Source organism: Marinobacterium rhizophilum (assembly GCF_024397915.1).
GTDB lineage: Bacteria > Pseudomonadota > Gammaproteobacteria > Pseudomonadales > Balneatricaceae > Marinobacterium_A > Marinobacterium_A rhizophilum_A.
This window is the reverse complement of the sequence record NZ_CP073347.1, coordinates 1,603,752-1,627,797: the sequence shown is the minus strand read 5'-3', so window position 1 is coordinate 1,627,797 and position 24,046 is coordinate 1,603,752. Positions and strand designations below refer to the sequence as shown.

17 protein-coding genes and 1 riboswitch are annotated in these 24,046 nt (G+C 57.3%); of the genes, 13 read left to right on the top strand and 4 right to left on the bottom strand.

The features are described 5' to 3' along the window. Window positions 1-249: 249 nt before the first annotated feature. The 3 genes from KDW95_RS07235 to KDW95_RS07225 form a co-directional block, all read right to left on the bottom strand. The gene (locus KDW95_RS07235) at window positions 250-4,527 is read right to left on the bottom strand and encodes a DUF11 domain-containing protein (protein ID WP_255855613.1); all 4,278 of its coding nucleotides are present in this window, start codon (window positions 4,525-4,527) and stop codon (window positions 250-252) included. Window positions 4,528-4,624: 97 nt separating this feature from the next. Next, the gene (locus KDW95_RS07230; protein ID WP_255855612.1) at window positions 4,625-5,524 is read right to left on the bottom strand and encodes a hypothetical protein; all 900 of its coding nucleotides are present in this window, start codon (window positions 5,522-5,524) and stop codon (window positions 4,625-4,627) included. Between the two features lie 323 nt (window positions 5,525-5,847). After that, the gene (locus KDW95_RS07225; protein ID WP_255855611.1) at window positions 5,848-6,717 is read right to left on the bottom strand and encodes a DsbA family protein; all 870 of its coding nucleotides are present in this window, start codon (window positions 6,715-6,717) and stop codon (window positions 5,848-5,850) included. Window positions 6,718-7,276: 559 nt separating this feature from the next. After that, window positions 7,277-7,378, top strand: a riboswitch (cyclic di-GMP riboswitch). On the opposite strand from KDW95_RS07225, the gene KDW95_RS07220 reads away from it, so the two are divergent. Then, entirely contained in the window at window positions 7,334-9,727 is a 2,394-nt protein-coding gene (locus KDW95_RS07220) for an Ig-like domain-containing protein (RefSeq protein WP_255855610.1), read from the top strand. Its footprint overlaps the riboswitch before it by 45 nt. Before the next feature lie 242 nt (window positions 9,728-9,969). Here the strand turns inward: KDW95_RS07220 and KDW95_RS07215 are convergent, their stop codons facing one another. Then, window positions 9,970-10,350, bottom strand: coding sequence for a RidA family protein (locus KDW95_RS07215; protein ID WP_255855609.1), 381 nt, complete (start codon window positions 10,348-10,350; stop codon window positions 9,970-9,972). A gap of 59 nt (window positions 10,351-10,409) precedes the next feature. Here KDW95_RS07215 and KDW95_RS07210 point away from each other — a divergent pair, with 59 nt between their 5' ends. The 12 genes from KDW95_RS07210 (at window position 10,410) to KDW95_RS07155 (ending at window position 24,026) form a co-directional block, all read left to right on the top strand. After that, on the top strand, window positions 10,410-11,042 hold the full coding sequence (locus KDW95_RS07210; RefSeq protein WP_255855608.1) for a LysR substrate-binding domain-containing protein: 633 nt from the start codon (window positions 10,410-10,412) through the stop codon (window positions 11,040-11,042). 219 nt (window positions 11,043-11,261) lie between these two features. After that, the gene (gene pedF, locus KDW95_RS07205; protein ID WP_255855607.1) at window positions 11,262-11,705 is read left to right on the top strand and encodes a cytochrome c-550 PedF; all 444 of its coding nucleotides are present in this window, start codon (window positions 11,262-11,264) and stop codon (window positions 11,703-11,705) included. Next, on the top strand, window positions 11,692-12,606 hold the full coding sequence (locus tag KDW95_RS07200) for a substrate-binding periplasmic protein (protein WP_255855606.1): 915 nt from the start codon (window positions 11,692-11,694) through the stop codon (window positions 12,604-12,606). The genes pedF and KDW95_RS07200 overlap by 14 nt, the downstream gene beginning before the upstream one ends. A 62-nt stretch (window positions 12,607-12,668) precedes the next feature. Next, window positions 12,669-13,538 (top strand): quinoprotein dehydrogenase-associated SoxYZ-like carrier, encoded by an 870-nt coding sequence (locus KDW95_RS07195; protein ID WP_255855605.1) that lies wholly within the window; start codon window positions 12,669-12,671, stop codon window positions 13,536-13,538. Between the two features lies 1 nt (window position 13,539). Further along, on the top strand, window positions 13,540-14,469 hold the full coding sequence (locus KDW95_RS07190; RefSeq protein ID WP_255855604.1) for a quinoprotein relay system zinc metallohydrolase 1: 930 nt from the start codon (window positions 13,540-13,542) through the stop codon (window positions 14,467-14,469). Window positions 14,470-14,536: 67 nt separating this feature from the next. Then, the gene (locus KDW95_RS07185; RefSeq protein WP_255855603.1) at window positions 14,537-14,917 is read left to right on the top strand and encodes a hypothetical protein; all 381 of its coding nucleotides are present in this window, start codon (window positions 14,537-14,539) and stop codon (window positions 14,915-14,917) included. Window positions 14,918-15,035: 118 nt separating this feature from the next. Then, entirely contained in the window at window positions 15,036-16,820 is a 1,785-nt protein-coding gene (locus KDW95_RS07180) for a PQQ-dependent methanol/ethanol family dehydrogenase (protein ID WP_255855602.1), read from the top strand. Window positions 16,821-18,359: 1,539 nt separating this feature from the next. Continuing rightward, window positions 18,360-19,388 carry a TRAP transporter substrate-binding protein gene (locus KDW95_RS07175; protein WP_255855601.1) on the top strand — a complete coding sequence of 343 codons (1,029 nt, stop codon included), beginning with the start codon at window positions 18,360-18,362 and terminating at the stop codon, window positions 19,386-19,388. A gap of 56 nt (window positions 19,389-19,444) precedes the next feature. Further along, the gene (locus tag KDW95_RS07170; protein ID WP_255855600.1) at window positions 19,445-19,963 is read left to right on the top strand and encodes a TRAP transporter small permease subunit; all 519 of its coding nucleotides are present in this window, start codon (window positions 19,445-19,447) and stop codon (window positions 19,961-19,963) included. Beyond that, a complete protein-coding gene (locus KDW95_RS07165; RefSeq protein ID WP_255855599.1) occupies window positions 19,960-21,273 on the top strand; it encodes a TRAP transporter large permease in 1,314 nt (437 codons plus the stop codon). Before KDW95_RS07170 ends, KDW95_RS07165 begins: the two co-directional genes overlap by 4 nt. A gap of 152 nt (window positions 21,274-21,425) precedes the next feature. Further along, the gene (gene araD, locus KDW95_RS07160; RefSeq protein ID WP_255855598.1) at window positions 21,426-23,156 is read left to right on the top strand and encodes an L-arabinonate dehydratase; all 1,731 of its coding nucleotides are present in this window, start codon (window positions 21,426-21,428) and stop codon (window positions 23,154-23,156) included. Between the two features lie 12 nt (window positions 23,157-23,168). Next, window positions 23,169-24,026, top strand: a complete 858-nt coding sequence (locus KDW95_RS07155; protein ID WP_255855597.1) for an IclR family transcriptional regulator domain-containing protein — start codon at window positions 23,169-23,171, stop codon at window positions 24,024-24,026. Window positions 24,027-24,046: the final 20 nt, after the last annotated feature.

Below are 24,046 nucleotides of genomic sequence, written 5' to 3'. Positions count from 1 at the left end.
TCACTGAAAAAGCATAGGTAAGCCCGGGCCAAACAACAAATGGCGCATTTTTCTGCAGGTAATGAGGGACATCATGCTGGACGCAACGTCAGGAGAGCGGCGCCGCTGGCGCGGCGGGAAGGATAAAAAGCGGGTGCCGGCGCAGAGCCGGTACCCGCTGTTTTGCATTGCACTCCAATCGGTAGTCTCTCCTGTTCTCTCTCCTATGGTCCGCCCCGTTGGCGTCCTGCCTTCGGGCGGCCGTGTACGTTACTGATACCCGCCGGTCGGATTCTCCGGATCGATGTCGAAGGGCTCCGACGAGGTCGGCGGTTTCGGTACGTCGGTCAGGATCTGCGCTGCGCTGCAGGTTAGCTCGGCGTCCAGAATGGTGATGGTCACCGTTGGCAGCGTGCTCGACGAGAAGCCGTTGGCTTTCTTGACGCCGTCGATCAGGACATGGAAGGCCACGATGCCGTAGTTGGCGCCCTGCAGGTTGCCATTCAGTGGGCCGTAGTTGATGCTGACGTCACTGTCGTAGACCACGGCACAGTAGTCACCGCCTTCCAGTCCGTGTAACCCGGTGGACCGTAATGGCGTCACATTCCTGACCTTGTCGAGCTTGTTCTGCGGGACCAGGCCGTCGATATAGGCGTGCAGGCCGTTACCGTCTGGATCGTGGCTGTTCCAGTTGTTCGGTATGAACTGCGGCGCGAACCAGCCCTCATCGCCGACCTGGCCGGTGAACAGCTGGATCGTCCAGCCGACGTTGACGTCGAAGAAGCGCAGGATATCGCGCAGACCTTCGGCGGCCTTATCGTCGTTCACATCCCAAGCCGAGAACTCGTTATCGTTGTTCTGACTTGGTATTACCCCGTCATCCCACCAGTAGTGGTTATTGTCGATGCTGTCCTCATCGATGATCAGGAAGCCTACCGCGGGTGGCGGCGGAACCTGTACCGTTTCGGGATCATCGTCGCAGACCTCGGCCCCGGTGGGCGAGGTGCCGCATGCGGTGGCGAGGTTGTCCACCTGACCCAGGTCGATATCAGTCTGGGCGAGGCTGTAGCTTGCCGAACAGGTCTCCATGGCCGTCGGTGCCAGCGACGGGATCGGGTTGCCGTTCGGGCAGCTAATGGCACTCAGGCCCGGCAGCGGATCGGTGACATTGACGCCGTTCAGCGTGACGTTGCCGATATTGCTGACCTTGAAGCTGTAGGCGATGGTTTCGCCGACCTGGGCGAAGCCATCACCGTTCTCGTCCTGGAAGGTACCGTCCTTGACGATGTCGATGGCCGGGGTTTGCGGGATCGGTTCATCGTGCGGATCGTCATCGCAGACCGGTGGACCGATCGGCGGGTCGGCGCAGACTTCGGCCAGGTTCTCGACGAGACCGGCATCAATATCGTCCTGGGTGATGGCGTAGGTGGCGAAAGCCGTTTCGACATCCCCCGGTGCCAGCACGTCGATGCCGTTGCCGGCGGCGTCGCTCAGGGAGCCGATACTGACGCCCGGCAGCGCATCGGTCAGGGCGGCACCGCTGAGGGTGAGGTTACCAGTGTTGGTTACGGTGAGGGTGTAGTGGATCAAATCACCCGGGTTGGCGATACCGTCACCGTCCAGATCCAGCGCACCGTCCTTGACGATGTCGATGGCCGGGGTTTGCGGGATCGGTTCATCGTGCGGATCGTCATCGCAGACCGGTGGACCGATCGGCGGGTCGGCGCAGACTTCGGCCAGGTTCTCGACGAGACCGGCATCAATATCGTCCTGGGTGATGGCGTAGGTGGCGAAAGCCGTTTCGACATCCCCCGGTGCCAGCACGTCGATGCCGTTGCCGGCATTATCGCTCAGGGAGCCGATACTGACGCCCGGCAGCGCATCGGTCAGGGCGGCACCGCTGAGGGTGGCGTTACCGGTGTTGGTTACGGTGAGGGTGTAGTGGATCAGATCACCCGGGTTGGCGACACCGTTAGCTCCCAGATCCAGCGCACCGTCCTTGACGATGTCGATGGCCGGGGTTTGCGGGATCGGTTCATCGTGCGGATCGTCATCGCAGACCGGTGGACCGATCGGCGGGTCGGCGCAGACTTCGGCCAGGTTCTCGACGAGACCGGCATCAATATCGTCCTGGGTGATGGCGTAGGTGGCGAAAGCCGTTTCGACATCCCCCGGTGCCAGCACGTCGATGCCGTTGCCGGCATTATCGCTCAGGGAGCCGATACTGACGCCCGGCAGCGCATCGGTCAGGGCGGCACCGCTGAGGGTGGCGTTACCGGTGTTGGTTACGGTGAGGGTGTAGTGGATCAGATCACCCGGGTTGGCGACACCGTTAGCTCCCAGATCCAGCGCACCGTCCTTGACGATGTCGATGGCCGGGGTTTGCGGGATCGGTTCATCGTGCGGATCGTCATCGCAGACCGGTGGACCGATCGGCGGGTCGGCGCAGACTTCGGCCAGGTTCTCGACGAGACCGGCATCAATATCGTCCTGGGTGATGGCGTAGGTGGCGAAAGCCGTTTCGACATCCCCCGGTGCCAGCACGTCGATGCCGTTGCCGGCATTATCGCTCAGGGAGCCGATACTGACGCCCGGCAGCGCATCGGTCAGGGCGGCACCGCTGAGGGTGGCGTTACCGGTGTTGGTTACGGTGAGGGTGTAGTGGATCAGATCACCCGGGTTGGCGACACCGTTAGCTCCCAGATCCAGCGCACCGTCCTTGACGATGTCGATGGCCGGGGTTTGCGGGATCGGTTCATCGTGCGGATCGTCATCGCAGACCGGTGGACCGATCGGCGGGTCGGCGCAGACTTCGGCCAGGTTCTCGACGAGACCGGCATCAATATCGTCCTGGGTGATGGCGTAGGTGGCGAAAGCCGTTTCGACATCCCCCGGTGCCAGCACGTCGATGCCGTTGCCGGCATTATCGCTCAGGGAGCCGATACTGACGCCCGGCAGCGCATCGGTCAGGGCCGCACCGCTGAGGGTGGCGTTACCGGTGTTGGTTACGGTGAGGGTGTAGTGGATCAGATCACCCGGGTTGGCGATACCGTCACCGTCCAGATCCAGCGCACCGTCCTTGACGATGTCGATGTCCGGGTTCTGCCCGAAGTTCACGGTCGAAGTATCCTGGGCCGTGTCAACCTGACTTGGGTCTCCAACGGCTTGGGCCTCGACGAGCAGCGTATTGATAACCGAGGCCTGATCGGCATTGTCGAACGGCACTTCGAAAGTACACTCGACCGATCCGCCTGCGGGAATGATGCCGGCAGGCTGGTTGACCAGCTCATCGCAAGTACTGGCAGGGCCACTCAGGAAGTCATTATGCGGAGAATCCACCAGCGATGTAATCTGGGCATCGGAGATACTGTCGTTCTCGATCAGGGCATGGTAGACCACGGTATAGGGATAGACGGCTTCACCGGGTACGTTTTCGGTATCGTTGAATACCCCATCCTGATCGGCATCGTTGGTCTTCGTCAGCGTCAGCACCGGTGCGGCCAGAATCAGGGTGTTGCTGATGGTGCAGACGTAATCAGCGCCGGTTTCGGGCACATCGACATTCAGGGAGGTGCAGTCCGTACAGGATGCCGCCACGTTGGTGGTGCCGCGCTCGACACACTCGATGTCGGTGTCATAGAAGGTGGTCAGGTCGGGGGTCCCGGTGCCGGCGGTTTCGCTCACGACATGGGTCCCCGCGGTTTCGACGTCGACGACCCCGGTAGTATCATTGTGAGCGGCATTGGCTTTTTCGATGATGTTGTCGATCAGCAGGTTAAAACGCCCGGGATCGTTGACGGGATCCAGCGACTTGACGACCTCGATAAACTTGTTCGGGACATCGATATCGATATTGAAACCGTCGTCACAGCGGCATTTCGACGGCGAGCCGGGATACGCATCCAGAGGGCCTTCGCACAACTCGTTCGCACCGGGCTGGCGCCAACTGGTGCAGTTCGGCAGGTTGAGTTTGCCGTCGCCATCACTGTCGACACAGGCGACATTGGTGAGGGTTACTACCGGGAAAAGCGGGTTGTGCGCGGCATCGATATCGCCGCAGGTATCCTGAACTCCGGAGGGCTCTTTCTTACCCGGCCCGGGGAAGGGGTCTAAAGTACCGTCAAGATCCAGCCAGGGCGGATCGGGCGCATAGGCGGGCGTGGCGGCGGTACAGGTTCCGGTCAGCGCGCCGTCGCCATTGGGGTCGCCGTCCTCGGCGAACCAGATGCCGATATCGTGGCGCGCCTGGGCGGTCAGCTCGACGGTGAAGGTGGCGGTAAAGTCGACAGTATCGCCCGGAAAGGCGCAGCCGTCGTCGTCGATCACTATATTGGTGGCATTGGCAATGCGCACATCGTTGGCAGTGCAGTTGAGGCCAAAGTCAGCGGTATCTTCCATGCACGCCTGGCCGTTCAACACGTCGGCATTTCCTGCGCCGTCGGCCTGTGCTGTTTGGGTGCCGGCCAGCAGGCCCAGTATCAGCAGGGCTTGCAGCGCCGTTCGCGTTGTCCGCTGCAAACAGCCTTGCAAATCTGTCAGTCGTTTCATGGTCTTTCCCCTTGTTCAGGCCTGCTGAACGCGCAGTCCGGGGGCCTTGGTGGCGTTAAAGTTGGTCGGTGATGCTTTTGGTCGCCGCTTGTGGCGGTTAACGCCAGTAAGCGATATCGCGATAACGCCCACGCAGGTAGGCGATGGCGATATCCTCAGGTGTGCGCACCACCAGGCTGGTGAAGTCCGCGACCTGCCCGGGCAAAGCTTCCGGATTCAGAGCCAGCTCGATAAAACTGTCGGCCGGTGTCGCGGCAACAGCCTGGCCATCGGCATCCCAGACGTCGGTGTTGGTTGGTGCCAGACCCTCTACAGGCGCGCCGCTGCAATACCGATAGGCACTGCTGTTGCTACTGCACCACTTGCCGCGAGGGGCTGGCGCGGAAGCGACCGGCTGGTAGTGGCCGACTTCGCTGCCGGCGCTGTCTATCGTTACGTGCCAGCGCAGAAACTCCACGGAGCCGATCTCGGCATCCGACAGATTTATGCGGACCAGTAGGTCGCCGGCCAGGCGTTCGCCCATCAGCGGGGCATTGACGGCGGGAGCCGAGATCGACCCCTGGTTGAATTCGAATTCGACATAGCTGTTTCCCGGCACGTCGAGACGCTCGACGCCGCTGTAGAACACCATGCCGCCCGGGCCCATCTCGCCGTAAACGTACAGGTTGCCGATATCGTGAAGCGCGTCGACCGTTGCGTTATGGATGATCGACTGGTCATAGCTGTCGCTGGCGATGAGCGCCGACATATCCAGGGCCCGGCCGTCGGAAATATTGTCCTCGACGAACATGGCACCCTGGCCGTGGTCGGCGGCGTCCGGAGTTCCAAGCAGGGCAACGGCATCTTTGAGGGTGCCGTCGCCATTGAAATAGGCCGGCCAGTCGGGAAAGCTCAGTTGATTTTGCTTGCCGGCGCCGACAGTCGTTGCCAGCAGGCTGGTCAACAGCAACGCCGACATCCCTGCCAGTACAGGGAGCCGATCGGTCAAGTTGTTCATGAAATCCACCTCGCTCGCAAGGGTATGGCTTGCCGCGCTGGAACTAGATGCCAAAGCCAAATGAAGTGCGGGCCTGCCAAGTTCACTGTTTATCAAGCAATAGGGGAGCCAAAGAGGGGGGGGGGGCGTTGTTTTTCAAGTATTTTTTTAAAAGAGGCAGGAAGGGAGGAGGGGAGACTGATAACAATACTTTACAGCCGGTTTATGTCATTTAAGGAAAATTCAACTTTTTTAGAAAGTTACGTGATATTCAAAAATGTAAAGCAGGATTAACGCCTTTACACTGGATGAGAGCGTCTTGCGGTCTCTGGATGCGGGTGACGTTATTCTCCGGCGCTCTGTGACGAAGTCGATTCCGGTTCATCCCGTGTGGGCGAGCCCAGCATTTCTTGAACATCTGCTTGGAACGCCTGCAGCGGCTTGGCCCCGGACCTGAGTCGAACTTCTCCGGTACTGTTGTGGACCAGTATGTTGCCGGGTGTGCCGGTGATGCCAGCCGCGACACCCTCGTCGAAGTCCTGTTGGACACGACCCTTATGTCGCTCGCTGTCAATGCACGCCTGAAACCTGGCCCCCTCCAGTCCCTGTGCTTCGGCCAACGGCGTTAACTGTTCCAGCGGGAAACCTTCTCCACCGGAGCGGGTGCGCTGGTACAACGCATCCGTATAGCGCCAAAAGGCTTCGTTGCCACCCAGTTCATGGGCACACTCCGATGCCTCGGCCTGTTTCTGTGCCCCCGGGTTGTGAAAGTTCAGTGGATAGTGACGGTAGACCCAGTTGACCTTGCCATCGGACTGGTCGATCAATTGTCGGGCGGTGGTATGAAAGCGTTTGCAATAGGGACACTCGAAATCGGAGTACTCGATCAGGCTGATAGGCGCCGCGGGATTGCCGTAGACATGATCGCGGCCGGCGGTAATCCGCCGTACCTTGCTGGCCTTTTCACTGGCGATGCGCTCCTGCTCGATCCGGGCCTGCGCCTGAGCTTGCTCCCTGGCCGAGCGCTGCGTCTTGATATAGTCCTCGATACCCGCTTCGATCTCACTGCGAAGAAATTCGCTGTCCCGCAGCTCCTGTATTACCTCAGCCTTGATCCGTTCGACAAGTTGTTCGTCGCTGTGCGGGTTTTGTTCTGCACCGCAGAGGTTGGCGCTCAGGGCAACGGAGACGGCAAACAGAACTAGAGGGCGCATTATCTTTATTCTCCAGCTTCGAACACGGGGCCCGGGGCAACCCTTGTGGGCTATGCAAACAAAACCATGGCTGCTGTCAGGATCAGTCCTTTGCTCTCCAAGTAATGCCGTAAGCGTAGACCATCGACGGCGGCTCGGGTTCGCCCGGCTTGAGCGCCGGGGCCTTCGGTCGAAGTTCCGGACGGCATTAATTTTTATTTGTTCGGGTCAGCTGTTTCAATTAGTTAACAAAAAGAGAAGCCAGTCGATTTAATGTCTCTTTTTTGCAACAAGTAATATCTGAAGTCGTTATATTTGTGACAATGTACCTTGATGATATTCCACATCCGTATAAATCGGATTAACGTTGTGTGTTAAATTTACAGTCCTTATCAAGAGTCAACAGGATACTGTTTCATTACATTAACAGTCTCTGTTAAACGTCAGACCAGTTCAGAGAGCACGTATGTCGTCACCATGACGAAAACCGCTCCGGACAGCATCTGGCAGGACTCAGGTATTCCGGCGTTATCCATCACAGCGTCGTATCCCTGCAATTGTATTTCGCAGGAAAGATCCTCTCTCGAAAAGGCTAAACCCGGGTAACCGGGTGGCGCAAAGTTACGGGTCCCGCTATTTGTCAGCCGTTGGCAACAAGTCGCGGGATCGCCGGACCGCCGAAGGAGAGAAGCTCTCACGGATTGGCCGTAGAGGATCTTTTGAAAAACCACTTTTTCAGGAGAGACTCATGCGCCTTTCAAGGCCTTTCTTTACCCAGCCGTTAACGATTACCAGCCTGGTTGCGGCACTGAGCTTGAATGCGTTTCCGGCTTTCAGCGACGGGCTTCACCAGTCGCGTAGCAAACCTTCTGCCGCTGTCGAACAGCGCGGCTCGATGGCAACTGAGCAGACAGCGGCCTTGTTGGCGTCATTTGCGCAGTGGCAGCGTGCTGAGAGGGGTGACAAGCTCGCCAGGGTGCAACAGCTGCTTGATCTAGCCGAAGGGCGGCGCGACTTGATGCTGGAGCTGATGGGGTCAGAGGCTCAGCAGGTACTGGACGCAGCGCTATCTGACGCGACGCTCCGGACGATGCCGGCCGAGGTGCGTGACCTGCTTGAACGACCAGTCGAGCTGGAAGGCGAGTTGGAAGCCGTTTATGAAGATGGCGAAGAGGGTGGTTCCAAGCTGCGCCAATATATCAAAACCGCCTTTGGAGAGCGTTTCGAGCTGCACATCACCGGGAACGGGCATTCGGTCCTGAGCGGCCAGCAAGCGAGCCTCAAAGGGCTTTTGTTCCCACCTGGTGAGAAGGCCCGCAAGGGGGGCGACGTCGTACTCGAATCCGGCGACCTGCTGATTATGGGCGCGACGAGTGGTGATAACAACGGCACCGCCGGACCCTTGCCCAACACCCTTGGCGAACGCAAGGTTGCCGTGATCATGGTGAATTTTCAGGATTTCCCGGACGACAAGCCCTGGACCGCAACCGAAGCGGGTGATCTGGTATTTGGGCCCGTTAGCAGTTTCCTGCAGGAAAACTCCTACAACCAGACCTGGCTCGGCGGCGACGTGATGGGCTGGTATACCGTTTCGATGGACGGCTACAGCTCCTGTCCATCCGGTTACGATATCGCTGCGGATACGCTGGCAGAAGCGGCTGGTCATGATCTGACCCAGTACGATCATCGGGTCTATCTGTTACCGCCCGACAGCGCCTGCAATGGCAATTTGGCTACAGTTGGCGGTAACCCGATGCGCGCCTGGATCAACTCGGGCCTCAACTTTTCGGTCATTGCGCATGAGCTGGGCCATAACCTGGGGCTGTATCATGCCCACGGTCTCAACTGTGAAGGCGGGGTACTCGAGAGCAACTGCCTCGGACTGACCTACGGCGACTCGATGGACATCATGGGCAATGAACAGGGGCATATGAACAGTTTCGCCAAGGCTCGGCTCGGGTGGCTCGACTATGACCAGTCGCCACCGATTACCACTGTCACCGAGGACGGCACCTACACCATCTCGCCGATCGAAACCGATGATAATAATTCCAAAGCGCTAAAGATCCTGAAAGGGATCGATGACGCTACTGGCCAGCAGGAATGGTATTACCTGGAATACCGTCAGCCGGAAGGTTTCGATGGGTATCTGTTCGATCCGATGGATCCTTTCAGGTATCCGGACAATTTGCGCAATGGCGTCGTCATACGCAGCGCCGTCGATGGCAACGGTGACAGCAGCTATCTCCTCGATATGACGCCCGACAGCCAGAGTGGCGTCACTACCGATATGCGTGATCCTGCGCTCGAAACAGGAATCGTTTTCCATGATACCGTGGCGGGTATCACCATCGCACCGCTCTCGAACGACGCCGGTGGTATTACGGTCAGCGTCAGCTTCGACGGCGGCTCGGGTGACCCCTTGAACAGTGCCCCGGTTGCAGTGGACGATGCAGCCGCGACGAGTCAGGAGACAACTGTCACGATACCGGTACTCGCCAACGATTATGACGTCGATGGTGACGTCCTGAGCATTACCTCTGTCGATGGCGTCAATGGTAGTGCTGTGATTAGTGCAGGAAATATAGTGTTTACGCCGAACACGGGCTTCAGCGGCAGCTCGAGCTTCAGCTATACGGTCGAGGACGGCAAAGGCGCCAGCGCCAGCGCCGCGGTCACTGTCAGTGTAGCGGCGGTCAGCAGCAACCAGGCGCCTATCGCCCGTGACGACAGCGCCACAACCGACAAGAACACGGCGGTAACCATCGATGTTCTTGCCAACGATCAGGATCCGGATGGCGATACGCTGCAGATCGTCGGCGTGACCCAGGGCGGCAAGGGCAGTGTCATCATCAACAGCGACGACACCCTGACCTTCGTGCCGGCGAAGAACTTCAGGAATAGCGACACTTTCACTTATACCATCGCCGACGGCAGCCTGACTGCATCGGCCAGCGTAACGGTGACGCCGGCTTCCGGTGGCGACAGCGGCGGCGACAGCGGTGGCAAGGGCAACGGCAAGAACAAATAGTTCAGCGGTCCTGGGGAGTGGTGCTGGCCACTCCTTTCACGATGACATCCCGCTGATCCCAACCGGTGTCACGAGATGCCCTGCACAGGGCCTTCAATGAGGTCGCCATTTCGATGGCCCTGGTGCCGCGAAAAACTCCGCTTCCCTGTGCAGTCTCTGCTGGCCCGCGCGGCCACATGCAGGCCATGCGCGAGCTGGCGGCACCCTTCGGGCTCGGCTGAAAAAGCGCTGAGGATTCCGTCTCAGTCGGTTTCCTGTCGTGCGTCTGTGGCGGCGATGACCGAGATTTCCACCAGCGATTCGGGGCTCGCCATGCGGGCCTCGACGCAGGCGCAGGCGCAGGCGCGGGCCGGTGCCTGGCCGGCGGGTGCCCAGGCATCCCAGACGGCATTCATGGCGGCGAAGTCTTTCGTGTCGCGCAGGTAAATCGTTGCCGACAGGATGCGGTCGCGGCCGCTGCCCGCCGATGTCAGCAGCGCATCGACTGTCGCACGCATGGTTTCGGTCTGGCCGGCAATACCGGCACTTCGATCCTCGGCCACCTGGCCACAGAGGTAAAGGGTGCCCTTGTGGACGACGGCGCGGCTCATGCGCGCGGTGGTTACATGGCGTTCGATGGTCATGGTGTTTTCCTCGATTGCGTTAAGCGGAAGTTTTCACGGTATCGGCCAGTTCGCCGAGGGTGCCAGCAGGTGAAAGCTGTCATGAGCGCCAGACCGAGCTGCGGCGCTTCAACGCTGCCCACCCCGGCGTGTCGCTGTCGTTACAGGTACGCAGCACCCAGCAGGTAGCCGGCCTGGTGGCCAGTCAGCAGCTTGATCTGGGGGTGATTTCCGGTATCCAGCTGAGTGACCCGGGGATCGACATGCAGACCCTGGCGGACAGCCGGCTGGTGTGCGTGCTGCCGCCGGGACACCGCCTGTCGCAGCATGAACTGATCAGGCCCGCAGACCTGGAGGGGGAGCTGTTTGTGTCACTGGGTACCGAACAGGACCTGCGCTACAAGATCGACAATGTGTTCGACCAGGCCGGTGTCAGCCGCCAGTTGCTGATCGATACGCAGCTGCATTACGCCGCCTGCGGTTTCGTGCTGGCGGGCAATGGCGTTTCAATCGTCGATCCCGTGACGGCACAGCACTACGCCAGGCTCGGGTTGGTGGTGAAGCGTTTCGAGCCCCGCATTGGCTACCGCTACTCGCTGATCTTCCCGCGCAACCGCGCTCAATCGGCGCTGGCACGGGGCTTCGTCAGCCTGTTGCGCGCTGAGCTGCAAAGCCTGCAACAGAGATCGAACGGGCTCTTTGAAATGCTGTGAAACGCTTGGCCTGCACCGCTTTTCGGCCCTCGGCTTGCGCCTTCTGCTTAGCCCTTTCCTTGTTTCCCTGCACCTGAAAACCAGTACCAACGGAGTAGTCCTTGGGCGCCAAAGTAGAATTCTGGCGCCCGGGCTCTGGGCTCTATCATGGCTTCAACAGTGCGCAACAGGCATTTGCGCCCGTCCTTTTCAGTTACACCAACCAGAAGGGTCCTAGCCATGACAACCAATAAGAAACTGCTCGGCGGCGTTGGTACCGCGATGTTTACGCTGCTGCTCTCGTCCCAGTTGCTGGCCCACGGAGATGTCACACCCCAGTCGGTGGATACCGCAGCACTGGAGTCGCTGGGCGAGGACTGGCTGGATGCCAACCCCTACGGTACGGACCATGCGGACCATGCCAAGGCGGTGGAAATCGGCGCCTCGGCCTACAACCAGAACTGTGCCCGCTGCCACGGCCTGGAAGGTATCTCCGGCGGCATCGCGCCGGACCTGCGCATGCTTGAGCCCGGTATCGACGGCGATGAGTGGTACCAGTACCGCGTGGTCAATGGTGCGGTGCGCGATGGCCGTGTCTATATGCCCAAGATGGCGGACTACCTGAGTCAGGAAGCGCTCTGGGCGATTCGCGCCTGGCTGGAGACCAAGTATGTGGAGCAGTAGGCTCGGTGCCTTTCTCCTTGGCTGTGCCTGCCTGCTGGCGCCGCCTGCGCAGGCGCGGGAATACGATGACGTCATCGCCAGCGGCTATGTGCGTATCGGGCTGTACCGTGATTTTCCGCCCTATTCGTACCTCGACAGGGGCGAGCCGGCCGGGGTGGATGTGGAGATCGGCAAGCGTATCGCCCGCGGGCTGGGCGTGCGCTTTGAGCCCCACTGGATCACGCCGGATGAAAACCTCGAAGACGATCTGCGCAACAATGTCTGGAAAGGGCACTATCTCGACAAGAACGACGAGCAGCCCCTGGTCCTCAAGCGTCTGGCGGACGTGATGATGCGGGTGCCCTACGACCGCGACTATTCCTACATGCGCGACTCCACCGGGGAAGTCATCAACGAACAGGTTGTCATGTTCGGGCCCTACCAGAGCGAGAGTTGGCAGGTGGCCTACGACAGCGAAAAAATTGACCGTGTCAGCACCATGGCGGTGTTCCAATACCACAGTATCGGTGTCGAGGTGGACAGCCTGCCGGCCTTTTACCTGACCTCCGGTTTCCAGGGCCGCATGCGCGAACACACGCGCCATTTCGCATCAGTGCCCGAGGCCTTTGCCGCCATGCGGCGCGGTGAAGTGGATGCGGTGATGGGCATGCGCGGCGAGATCGATCAGCAGCTCGCTCAGGTGGCGTCCGGGCGCTATCGCCTGGCGGAGAACGGCTTTCCCAGCATGGGCAAGCAGAGCTGGGACCTGGGCATGGCGATCAAGCACAGCAATCGCCAGCTCGGCTACGCCGTGGAAGAAATCGTCGATGGCCTGATCAGGCGTGGCGACATGGCGCAGCTGTACCGCGGGTTGGGGCTGCATTACGCCTTGCCGGCCTTTTACCGGGACACCGCGAACTGACCGCCCGGGCTCCATCTGTTGCAGGCGGGAAACGGCGGGCAGGGTCCGCACAGGAGTGTTTCATGAAGTTAGCTGCACGCCGTTGCACTGTTGGCGCGGCACGGATCTGGCGGGACGCCTGGCCCGGTATCCTGCTGGGGCTGCTGGTAACGCTCTCGGCGATGCCGCTGGCGGCGCAAGCCAGTGATGAAACGGCTGCCATGAGCACCGCGCAACAGCAGGACCCGCTCGATTCCCCGCTGTGGGACTACCTGCGCCAGCGCTTTATCGGTGCTGCTCCCTACCGCTTCGATGAGCGTATCCAGGTACGTGTTCCGCCCTTTGCCGAAGACCCGTTCCAGGTGCCCATCAGTATCGACGCCAGCGCCCTGTCCGGACGTATCGAACGCATCCTGGTGTGGGCCGATTTTAATCCCATTCAGCATATCGTCACCGCCTGGCCGCAGAGTGAACTCGTGCGCCCGCAGCTGTCGCTGCGCATCAAGGTGGAGCAGGGCACGCCGGTGCGGGCGGCGGTATTGACCGACGCGGGGGTCTGGCATGTCGGTGGCCGTTATCTGAATGCCGCCGGCGGCGGTTGCACGGCGCCGAGCATGGCGGCCGGCAATCCGTACTGGGAAAGCCACCTGGGCGAGATTCAGGCACGGGGCTTCGCTCCAGCCAAGGACGGGGCAGCCCGCTACAAGTTTCGCGTTATTCATCCCATGGACACCGGCCTGGTGAGCGGCATTCCGCAGTTCTATATCGAGCAGGCCGAACTGCGGGGCGAGGACGGCACGGCGCTGATGCGGCTTGAGCTATCGGCACCGGTGAGCGAAAACCCGGTGCTGACCTTCGATACCGGCCATGCAGGTTCATTGCGCCTGTGGATGCGGGACAACAATGGCAATGTATTCGAGACGCCGGTCGCCGCGCCGGTGACAGGAGGCTGATATGCGCACGTTCCTCTCCCTGTGCCTGCTGGCGCTGCTGTTCAGTTCCGCGCCAGGCCATGCGGCCGCGCCTTTTGACTACCGGCTTGAGCCGCGCCTGATCGCCCCCGACACCTGGCTGGTGGAAGGGCGGCGAGAAGCCTTTTCAACGGCCAATGGCGGTAATATCGTCAATGTGGCCTTTATCGTGACCGATGCTGGCGTCGTGCTCTTTGATACCGGGCCTTCACTGCGTTTTGGTCAGCAGCTGCGCCAGGCCATTGCAGGCGTAACCGACAAGCCCGTGGTCAAGGTAATCAACAGCCATGCCCACCCGGACCATTTCCTGGGTAATCAGGCCTTTGCCGATACGCCCGTCAGCGCCCTGGCCGGTACCGCCGAGCAGATTCGGGCGAACGGCGACGATTTCGCCACCAACCTCTACGGCCTGACGGGCGACTGGATGCGCGGTACCGAAGTGGTGGTGCCCGGGGCTATCCAGCCGGCCGGGCGACTGGAGCTCGGTGGTCACCGTTTGCGGTTTCTGGCGTTCGAAGGGCACACGGGGGCGGACCTGGTGATGCTGGATGAAACCACCGGCGTGCTCTTTGCTGGTGACCTGGTGTTTTACCAGCGCGCCCTGACCACGCCCCAGACCCCGGGCCTGGCGCACTGGCGTGACGAACTCGATACGCTTGCCGCGCTGGATTATCGCCTGCTGCTGCCGGGACACGGCCCGCTCGACGACCGGCACCAGGCCATCGCACAGATGCAGGACTACCTTGCCTGGCTCGATGCGACCCTGGGCCAGGCGGCGCAGCGGGGCCTGACGATGACCGAGGTCATGGCACTGCCGATCGATGGGCGCTTCGATGGCATTCGCCTGACCCGCTACGAGTTCGCCCGCACGGTGGCCCACCTGTATCCGGCCTACGAAGAGGCTGCGTTCTGATCCCGGCCGATGCATCCGGCTATGCCCACTGGTTTTCCGCCGGGGCTTTTCCCGCCATGGAGGCGTTATGACACTCGCAGGCATGACACCCGAGAGCCCCTGCCGGGTACCCAGCCTTGCCGCCGGCAGCCGGCTGTATTTCGATCCCCGGCATCAGCGCTGGGTGGTCAAGGCACCGCACCAGCTGGTGTTCCTCGACCCGGTATCGCTGGACGTGCTGCGCGCCTGCGATGGCCGGCGCAACCTGGCGCAGATAGCCTGCTGCCTGGATGGCCTGGGCCACAGGCCAGGTCGGGCCTGGCTCGATGTGGTGAAGGACATCGTGCGTCATTTTGAAGTGCGGGGCGTGCTGCGCTGTTCCTTGCCCGAGCAGGCCTTTCCCAGGACCCGCGGCTGTGTGCGGAGCCTGGCCGGGCGTCTGTTTGAAGGCAGGAGTAGTACCAAGTGATTAGAAATCCGCTACCGGGGTGCAATTGTTCGTTTGGGCGTCAAATTCAAGAATTCATGTCAGGTTCGGGAGCGCGTCCCGCAGCTCTAATAAGAATGAAATCCGCGAGGAGACTGTGATGAAGAGATTTGGCTGCATCCAAGGCTTTGCCGTTACCACCCTGGTAGCCGCGATGTCGATGACCGGAATAGCCCAGGCCGGGGTCACCGATCAGGATATTCAGAATGACCAGGCGACAACCGAGGACGTCGTCAGTTACGGCATGGGTCTGCGCGGGCAGCGCTACAGCCCGCTGACCAAACTCAATGCCGATACCGTCAAGGAGCTGCGTCCGGTATGGGCCTTCTCCTTTGGCGGCGAAAAACAGCGTGGGCAGGAATCCCAGCCCATGGTGAAGGATGGCGTCATGTACGTAACGGCATCCTACTCCCGCGTCTTTGCCATTGATGTCGCCAGCGGCGACGAACTGTGGCAGTACGATGCCCGCCTGCCGGACGGCATCATGCCGTGCTGCGACGTGATCAACCGCGGCGTCGCCCTCTACGGTGACCTGGTGATCTTCGGCACCCTGGACGCCAAGCTTGTGGCCCTGGACAAGGACAGCGGCAAGGTGGTGTGGAAGAAAACGGTGGATGATTACAAGGCCGGCTATTCCCTGACTGCAGCCCCCATCGTCGTCAATGGCAAGGTCATCACCGGTGTTTCCGGTGGCGAGTTTGGCGTGGTCGGCAAGGTGGAAGCCTATGACGCCAAGACCGGCGATATCCTCTGGACGCGGCCGACGGTGGAAGGCCACATGGGCTACATCTGGAAGGACGGCAAGAAGGTTGAAGCCGGCATTTCCGGTGGTGAAGCCGGTCGTACCTGGCCGGGTGACATGTGGAAGAGCGGTGGTGCCGCGACCTGGCTCGGCGGTACCTACGACGCCGATACCAACCTGATGTTCTTCGGTACCGGCAACCCGGCGCCCTGGAACTCCCACATGCGTCCCGGTGACAACCTCTTTTCCTCGTCCCGTCTGGCGATCGACCCGGATAGCGGCAAGATCGTCTGGCACTTCCAGACCACGCCCCACGATGGCTGGGACTTTGACGGCGTCAACGAGCTGATCGCGTTTGACTACGAGGACGGCGGCAAGACCGTGAAGGCCGCGGCCACGGCTGACCGTAATGGCTTCTTCTATGTGCTGAACCGCGAAAACGGCGACTTCATCCGGGGTTTCCCCTTTGTCGACAAGATGACCTGGGCCACCGGCCTGGATGACAAGGGACGTCCGATCCTGAACCCGGAGGGGCGTCCGGGCAACCCGGCGCAAACCGAAGGCGAGAAGGGCAAGTCCGTGTTCTCGGCTCCGTCCTTCCTGGGGGGCAAGAACTGGATGCCCATGGCCTTCAGCCAGGATACCGGCCTGTTCTACGTACCGTCCAACGAATGGGCCATGGATATCTGGAACGAGGCCACCGCCTACAAGAAGGGTGCCGCCTACCTGGGGGCAGGCTTCACCATCAGTGCCCTGAACGACGACTACATCGGCGTGCTGCGGGCGATGGACCCGAAAACCGGCAAGGAAGTCTGGCGTTACAAGAACTACGCACCGCTCTGGGGGGGCGTCATGACGACCAAGGGTGGCCTGGTGTTCACGGGTAACCCCGAAGGCTACCTGCTGGCATTCGATGCCAGGACCGGCGAGGAGAAATACAAGTTCAATACCGGTTCCGGCATCGTCGGCACGCCCATTACCTGGGAACAGGATGGCGAGCAGTATGTCTCCGTGGTGTCCGGCTGGGGTGGCGCCGTACCGCTGTGGGGCGGCGAAGTGGCCAAGCGCGTGAAACACCTGAACCAGGGTGGCACCGTCTGGACCTTCAAGCTGCCAAAATCCGCTGAAGTCGCCGCGCGTTAAGCCGGATATTGCATCAGGTGCCGTGATGATCGTGTAGCTGATTGATTTCACGGGGAATTTTCAGATCGAGCGGCGTACCCGGGAGTGCGGCCGAGTGAGGGAGAATTTCCTGTGGAATCAAGCAGCACACGAGGGCGCGAGCAACTTGGTGCAATATTCGGGCTAACTCTGCGGCCTGGCAAGGCCGTAATTAAAGAAGGGGCCGGATAATATCCGGCCCCTTTTTCGATTGGCGGGTGAAAATAGACAAGGAAAAACTGTGGAAGAGCATGGAGCCGATCCAATCTACCCAAGTTAAGCAAATCAAGCCTTCAGACGACCTGAATACGCAACCGGAAACAGTATTTAAACGCACCAAAAATTATTAATAGGGCAACTGCTTCGTGTAGCCGCTGTCCTGGTTACGCCCGCCTTTGGCGTAAACTGGACGGCGGTCAATTGGAAGCGTTTTCGGTCCCTGAGCCTACACCATGTCTTGGCCGACATCTTCGTCAATTTCCATCCACCCCCTCAAATCCAAGGAGTTCTGCCATTTGGCAGTAACCGTTCGAAGTACTAAAGATAGGTTCGCAAGACGGTTACAGAAAAATTCACATATTTATCAACCTTTAAATACTTCTTGGGGTGCTTGGGTTAAACTTTCCTGTCCAGCTTCGATCATGTCAATATTCATGAATTTCTATGAGCAAGATATCCAACAACATCCTCGTAATCGTTATAAGCCAGCTTCGAGGTATGTCGTTTCGCAAAAGCATTTTTGCGATGAAATTTACAAGACACACGGCCGGCTCTTCTGCCTTCTGTGCTGTAGTTATCGAGAACGGGGCAGGGCAAGAGTCGACACAGATTGAAGTCTGTGCTCGAAATTCTGATGGTCATTCATCTGGCCGTTAACGTGGCGGGTATTAGTCTTGCAACTATCATGGAGAAGGATCAGGAAAAAACGCTGTAACGGCTTGCCACCACAGTGCAATTTTCCAAAGGATTAGCCGTACCCCTGCAATGCGAACCGGTCGGGCAGCATGAGGTCTTGCAATCCGGTCCGGAATTATTGGCATTCACGATTACGACGCTACAGAAATCAGGGGTACTGGACGATACCCGCGAGGTAACCAAATCTCTTCTCTATATTGGTCCTAACCCGGATACTGCGCCAAATCGCTCGCGTCGGAATGCCGAACCACCTCACTTGCTCCTTGATTTTACAGGATATTCTTTTCCACTCAGCCGTACTCCCCGGTACCACGTTCGACCAGAAAAATCCCGGTGAAACCAATTAGCTGCGCGATCATCACGGCACCTGACGCAATATCCAGGCTAACACTTGTTACATGCATCGAAAAGGCGAAAGCATAACTATCGTTGCAGGTACCGACTTGTATAAATAGTCCACGAATACGGACCTGAGTAGGAGCCGAAATTACATCTTGTACGATAATCGAACGTATGTGCGAAAATTTTTGACTCAAAGATTTTGGACGAGTAGAGTTTGGCCCTAGGGGAAGTACCCCGATCACAAGTCATGGAGGAAATATAATAATGAAATTAAAATCCTTAGCTCTCAGCGTTCTAAGTCTAACCTTAGCGGGCCCAGTCGCGGCGGAGACAATGCTGCGTATTCAGACTGCCCAAAATTCAGGTGACTTTGTCATGAGCCGCCTTCAGGACGTCTGGTTACCGAAACTGGAACAGATGAGCGGCGGTTCTTTGACTATAGAATTGCTTCCGACCGGTGCGGTTGTCCCACACCGTGAAACCCCGAAAGCGGTGGGTGCAGGTATTTTGGACGGCCAGATGACCGCTCCGAACTACTTTGCCGGCCATGACCCCGCTTTTGCCTTGTTTGGTGACCTAATTGCCGCGTACGACTCCCCTGATCAAGGACAAACCTTTTGTCGTAACGGTGGTGGTCGCGAAGTTTTACAACAGCTCTATGATCACCATTTTGGCGAAAAGATGAAGGTCATCGGCTGTGGCCCCTATGCACGTGAAGCCTTGGTTGTGGCGACACCCATCGAGACTCTGGCCGATCTGGCTGGCAAGAAAATTCGCGCGCCCGAAGGCTTGGCCGCTGAAGTGTTCCGTGAAGTTGGTGCCACGCCCGTGAGTTTACCGTTCAGTGAAGTTTACACGGCACTTGAAACCGGTTTGGTTGACGCAGCCGATGCCAGTGCATTGGTTAATAACGAAGCATTGGGCTTACATAAGATAGCAAAGTACCCGATCTATCCAGGCATCCACTCTCAAGCCGTTCACAGTTTTTCGGTGAACAAGGCGAAGTGGAACGCGCTGACCGCACAAGAGCAAGCCATTCTCGAAATCTGGTATAACGCGGCCTATGACGACATTCGTCGGGCCGCCGATTTGGAAGACAAAAAAACCGCGCAAGAGCTGGCCGAGCGCGAGGGTTTTAAGGTGATCGACTGGTCCGCGGCGGATCGTCAGGCGTTCCGTATTGCGGCCAAGAAGGCTTGGGAGCGCGCGGCTGGTCAATCCGAAGATGCGAAGATAGTTTATACGGCGCAAATAGACTATCTGCGTCAGATCGGACTTTATTCTGATAAATAACCTAAAGCCGGGAAAGGCTATCCTTTCTCGGCATTTCTCTCGGTTCAAGGAAGATCATGATTTTCACCATGTTCATCTCTAGACTTAGTATCTGTATAGGCTATGCTTGCGCACCGCTATATCTGGCGTCCTTGTTGATAGCAGTTTACGAAGTTGTCATGCGTTACTTTTTTAATGCGCCGTCAGACTGGGCATTCGAGGTAACATTGACGCTTTGCGCAGTAGCCTGGGCACTTTCTGTAGGATTTGTCGGACAGCAAAGCCGCCATATTGCGATTACTTTTTTACGCGATTTCGTGCCAAATCGAAAGAAACACTGGCTAGACGTTCTGACATTGATGTTGACGGTCGTTGCCTTTGCTGCATTGGCTATCGCAACAGCCGAACCAGCATGGGAAGCTTTAACCCGAGTGGAACGCACGGGCAGTGCGTTTAACCCGCCGATGCCCGCCATTCTTAAACCGATCTTGTTCGTTGCCGCTTGCCTGGGCGTATTGCAAACCTGCGCAAACTTGTGTTTTGCCATTATGGGAAGAACCATCGCACAACCGGATGTGCCCGAGGTGAAAGTATGAGTATCGCACTTGTAACAGCGTTGATTATCATCGCACTTCTTGCGCTAATTGTTGTTGGGACGCCGCTGGGTATTGCAACCCTGCTGGTGTCAGTGGTCACGTCGTTAATTTACTTCGGACCTCCTGGTCTGTTATTGATATCCAGTAATGTTTACCACGTGTTGGAAAACTATTCACTTGTGGCTGTTCCATTATTTGTTTTCATGGCTGGAATATTGGAACGATCAGGTATTGCTGAAAGCCTGTTTGATGCAATGTCCACACTTGGCGGCCGATTTCCTGGATCACTTGGCATTCAAACATGCGTGGTTGCCGTGTTTCTTGCCGCTATGAGCGGGATAATGGGAGGCGAGATTGTGATGCTCGGGATGGTCGCTTTACCGCAAATGCTGCGCTTAGGTTATGATCGCAAGTTGTCCATCGGGATTATCTGCGCGTCAGGCGCTTTGGCCACCTTGATCCCGCCAAGTATTGTTATGATCGTTTATGGCGTGACCGCGAATGTATCTATCTCTGATCTTTTCTTGGGCGGTACGGTCCCGGGGCTGTTGCTGGCTACGATTTATATCGGCTACATCTATACCCGCTGTCGGATTAACCCTGCTATGGCCCCGGTTCCAGTGTTATTAGAGGGAGCGGTTAAGGTCCAAAAGCTTAAGGCGCTAAAAGACTTGATTGCACCGATTTTCGTTATAACAAGCGTGATGGGTACGATCTATTCAGGTATGGCATCTGTTACCGAAGCCGCTGCGATTGGGGCTTGCGCTGCTATACTTGTGGCGTTGCTGCGAGGCCGGCTAAACTATGGAATGATTCGTGACACCTTCCGTCAGACTGTGCTGACCGTTGGGTCGGTTATTTGGCTGGTGCTTGGTGCGGTAAGCCTTGTCGGAATTTACAATATCATCGGCGGCAGTAAATTTTTACATGGTATACTGGCAGGGCTAGGATGGCACCCTATCCTGATCATTCTGTTAATGATGGGGATTGTATTCCTGCTGGGCACTTTCATGGAATGGATTGCAATTGTGTTTATCACGGTGCCTATATTTGCACCTGTGGTGGTCTCTCTCGGTTATGACCCGATCTGGTTTGGTGTGTTGTTCGCAATGAACATTCAGATATATTACCTGTCACCGCCCTTTGGTCCGGCATGCTTTTTTCTAAAAAGCGTAGCGCCTCCGGACATATCATTGCAAGAAATTTTCTCGTCTGTTTGGCCGTTTGTGTTGATGCAGTTCGCTGGTTTGTTGCTGGTATTGTTCTTCCCTCAGCTCGCATTGTTTTTACCCGAGGTACTATCCAGATGAACCATGAGCAAAACGAGAAAATGTCGAGCGACGAACTTCTTGGCAGGACGGCCAGTATTCTTGCGGACCTGGCAGGTTATGTCTTAACTGCCACAGTGGTTTGCCTGATGTTCATGTTCTCAGGATCCCTTTAAGTATAAGAGGTTAACACCATGTCCAAGGATGTAGCAAAACTTCGTTCAAACCGTTGGTTCGGTGATAAAGGGCTGAGGACTTTCGGTCATCGATCGCGAATGATGCAGATGGGTTATGACCCTATAGACTGGGAAGGTCGTCCGATCATCGCGATTATAAACACATGGTCGGATATTAACCCGTGTCATGCTCACTTTCGTAACCGAGTAGAGTTTGTCAAAACTGGAATTCTACAATCGGGTGGTTTTCCGCTGGAATTGCCAGCCATCTCTTTGGCTGAACAATTCGTCAAACCCTCTGCGATGATGTACCGAAATATGCTGGCGATGGAGGTCGAAGAATTAATTCGCTCCCATCCGATTGATGGCGCGGTTCTGATGGGTGGTTGTGACAAGACCACGCCAGCTCTGTTGATGGGCGCGGTCAGTATGAACGTACCATCGATCTATTTGCCTGCCGGACCAATGCTGCGGGGCAACTGGCAGGGTAAAACTCTTGGTTCTGGATCGGATAGCTGGAAATATTGGGATGAATTGCGCGCGGGCAATATCACACGAGCCGATTGGGAGGGTGTCGAACGAGGTATAGCGCGTAGCTATGGCCATTGTATGACGATGGGTACGGCGTCGACCATGACCGCAATTGCCGATGCGCTTGGCATGACATTGCCAGGGGCGTCCTCTATCCCTGCCGCAGATTCTAATCACATTACGATGAGTAAAGCAGTCGGTCGCCGCATAGTCGATATGGTATGGGAGGATCTGTTGCCTACTCAAATTTTACAGCTTGCCTCTTTCCAGAATGCGATTGCAGTTGCGATGGCAATGGGGTGTTCAACCAATGCAATTATCCATGTGATTGCGATGGCACGGCGTGCGGGAGTCAGCATCACTTTGGATGATTTCGACGCTGCCAGTCGTAAAGTTCCTGTGGTTGCCAATGTTCGCCCCAGTGGTGAAACATATTTGATGGAGGATTTCTATTATGCAGGCGGGCTGCCTGCCCTGATGAAACAAATAGAGTCTCATCTAGATTTAAGTATGATCTCTGTCACGGGCCGTCCGTTGTCCGAAGATATCTCCAATGCGCGTGTATTCAATGAAGACGTGATTCGGTCCATCGATAACCCGATTTACGAAGAAGGTGCATTGGCTGTTCTTCGGGGCAACCTTGCGCCCCATGGCTGCGTCATCAAACCGTCGGCGTGCAGTGCAAAGTTCTTGGATCACACAGGTCCTGCCCTGGTTTTCGACTCCTATGAGGAGCTAAAGGAGTGTATTGATGACGAAGATTTGGATGTGACTGAGGACAGCATTTTGGTTCTTCGCAATGCCGGTCCGGTAGGCGGACCGGGCATGCCGGAGTGGGGTATGCTGCCGATCCCACAAAAACTGCTACGTGCGGGAGTTCGTGATATGCTGCGTATCTCCGATGCACGGATGAGCGGGACAAGCTATGGTGCTTGCGTCCTGCATATTTCGCCTGAGGCCCATATTGGCGGGCCGCTTGCATTGCTTCGCACAGGCGATATTATCCGTGTGAATATCCGTGAGCGTAGCATCAATATGCAAGTTTCTGACTCCGAACTGGAAGATCGACGCGCGTCTTGGATACCACGGGAGGAGCCTTTTGGTCGTGGTTTCGGCAAGATGTACTCTACCCATGTTTCGCAAGCACATGACGGCTGCGATTTTGACTTCCTGCAGACAGCAGCAGGCGCTGCCGTGCCCGAACCAAAGATTTTTTAAGGAAAAAGCGACATGCAGTTAGACGATAAAAAATTACAAACCGTCCTTTCTGTGTCCGGGGATTTGCTTAATCCGGAGGAACGTCAATTCTGCGGCAATGAAAAGGATTATTCGTTGACCCTCGCCAAAGGTATCGCAGTTCTAGAAATGTTCGCTGAGGGAGTGCAACATATCAGCTTTCAAAGCGTGGCTGATCGTCTAAAGACCAGCCGGGCTTCAGCTAGGCGGTTGGTTTTAACGCTTCAGGCCAGCGGTTATCTCGACAAAACGGACTTGGGTTATCGGCTGACATCTAGATGTTTGTCGATATCACGGGTTTTTTTAACGGGAAACAGTATTTTAAGTATCCTTGCGGAGAAAATACAGGAGCTCTCAGAGAGAATCGATTGCCCTTGTTCAATTGTAACCTTGAACGGCCCTGAGGTGATGTTCCTATGCCGTGATCCGTCGCGGCGAATATACGCATCACAACTTAGCCTTGGTGACCGCCTTTCAGCGCATGCTTCATCAGGTGGAAAACTATTGTTGGCACAAAAATCCGACGGGGCGATTAGAGAATGGTACGACCAGCATAAGCCAAAAAAACTGACACGTCAGACTATTGTCTCGGCTGACGCAATGATTAAAGAATGCGGACAAATCAATGAACAAGGCTATGCTACCTCTGTTGAGGAGTTAGAGTCGGGACTGATTTCACTTTCAGTTGGTATTAGGGACCCTAAGGGCAGAATAAAATTGGCGCTGATTATTTCTCAATATGCGGGGCGCATGGATGTAGGATCGATGGTAGATACTTATCTGAATCCGTTGCGAACCAGTTCTGTCGATCTTTCACGGTTATACTCGGATTTTCTGATTCATCAAGGTTAATGCTTCACTAGGACTATGAA

Bases quoted from the DNA above. Each gene is read 5' to 3' on its own strand.
- KDW95_RS07235 (WP_255855613.1), bottom strand. From the start codon at position 4,527: ATGAAACGACTGACAGATTTGCAAGGCTGTTTGCAGCGGACAACGCGA.
- KDW95_RS07230 (WP_255855612.1), bottom strand. From the start codon at position 5,524: ATGAACAACTTGACCGATCGGCTCCCTGTACTGGCAGGGATGTCGGCG.
- KDW95_RS07225 (WP_255855611.1), bottom strand. From the start codon at position 6,717: ATGCGCCCTCTAGTTCTGTTTGCCGTCTCCGTTGCCCTGAGCGCCAAC.
- KDW95_RS07215 (WP_255855609.1), bottom strand. From the start codon at position 10,350: ATGACCATCGAACGCCATGTAACCACCGCGCGCATGAGCCGCGCCGTC.
- pedF (WP_255855607.1), top strand. From the start codon at position 11,262: ATGACAACCAATAAGAAACTGCTCGGCGGCGTTGGTACCGCGATGTTT.
- KDW95_RS07200 (WP_255855606.1), top strand. From the start codon at position 11,692: ATGTGGAGCAGTAGGCTCGGTGCCTTTCTCCTTGGCTGTGCCTGCCTG.
- KDW95_RS07195 (WP_255855605.1), top strand. From the start codon at position 12,669: ATGAAGTTAGCTGCACGCCGTTGCACTGTTGGCGCGGCACGGATCTGG.
- KDW95_RS07190 (WP_255855604.1), top strand. From the start codon at position 13,540: ATGCGCACGTTCCTCTCCCTGTGCCTGCTGGCGCTGCTGTTCAGTTCC.
- KDW95_RS07185 (WP_255855603.1), top strand. From the start codon at position 14,537: ATGACACTCGCAGGCATGACACCCGAGAGCCCCTGCCGGGTACCCAGC.
- KDW95_RS07180 (WP_255855602.1), top strand. From the start codon at position 15,036: ATGAAGAGATTTGGCTGCATCCAAGGCTTTGCCGTTACCACCCTGGTA.
- KDW95_RS07175 (WP_255855601.1), top strand. From the start codon at position 18,360: ATGAAATTAAAATCCTTAGCTCTCAGCGTTCTAAGTCTAACCTTAGCG.
- KDW95_RS07170 (WP_255855600.1), top strand. From the start codon at position 19,445: ATGATTTTCACCATGTTCATCTCTAGACTTAGTATCTGTATAGGCTAT.
- KDW95_RS07165 (WP_255855599.1), top strand. From the start codon at position 19,960: ATGAGTATCGCACTTGTAACAGCGTTGATTATCATCGCACTTCTTGCG.
- araD (WP_255855598.1), top strand. From the start codon at position 21,426: ATGTCCAAGGATGTAGCAAAACTTCGTTCAAACCGTTGGTTCGGTGAT.
- KDW95_RS07155 (WP_255855597.1), top strand. From the start codon at position 23,169: ATGCAGTTAGACGATAAAAAATTACAAACCGTCCTTTCTGTGTCCGGG.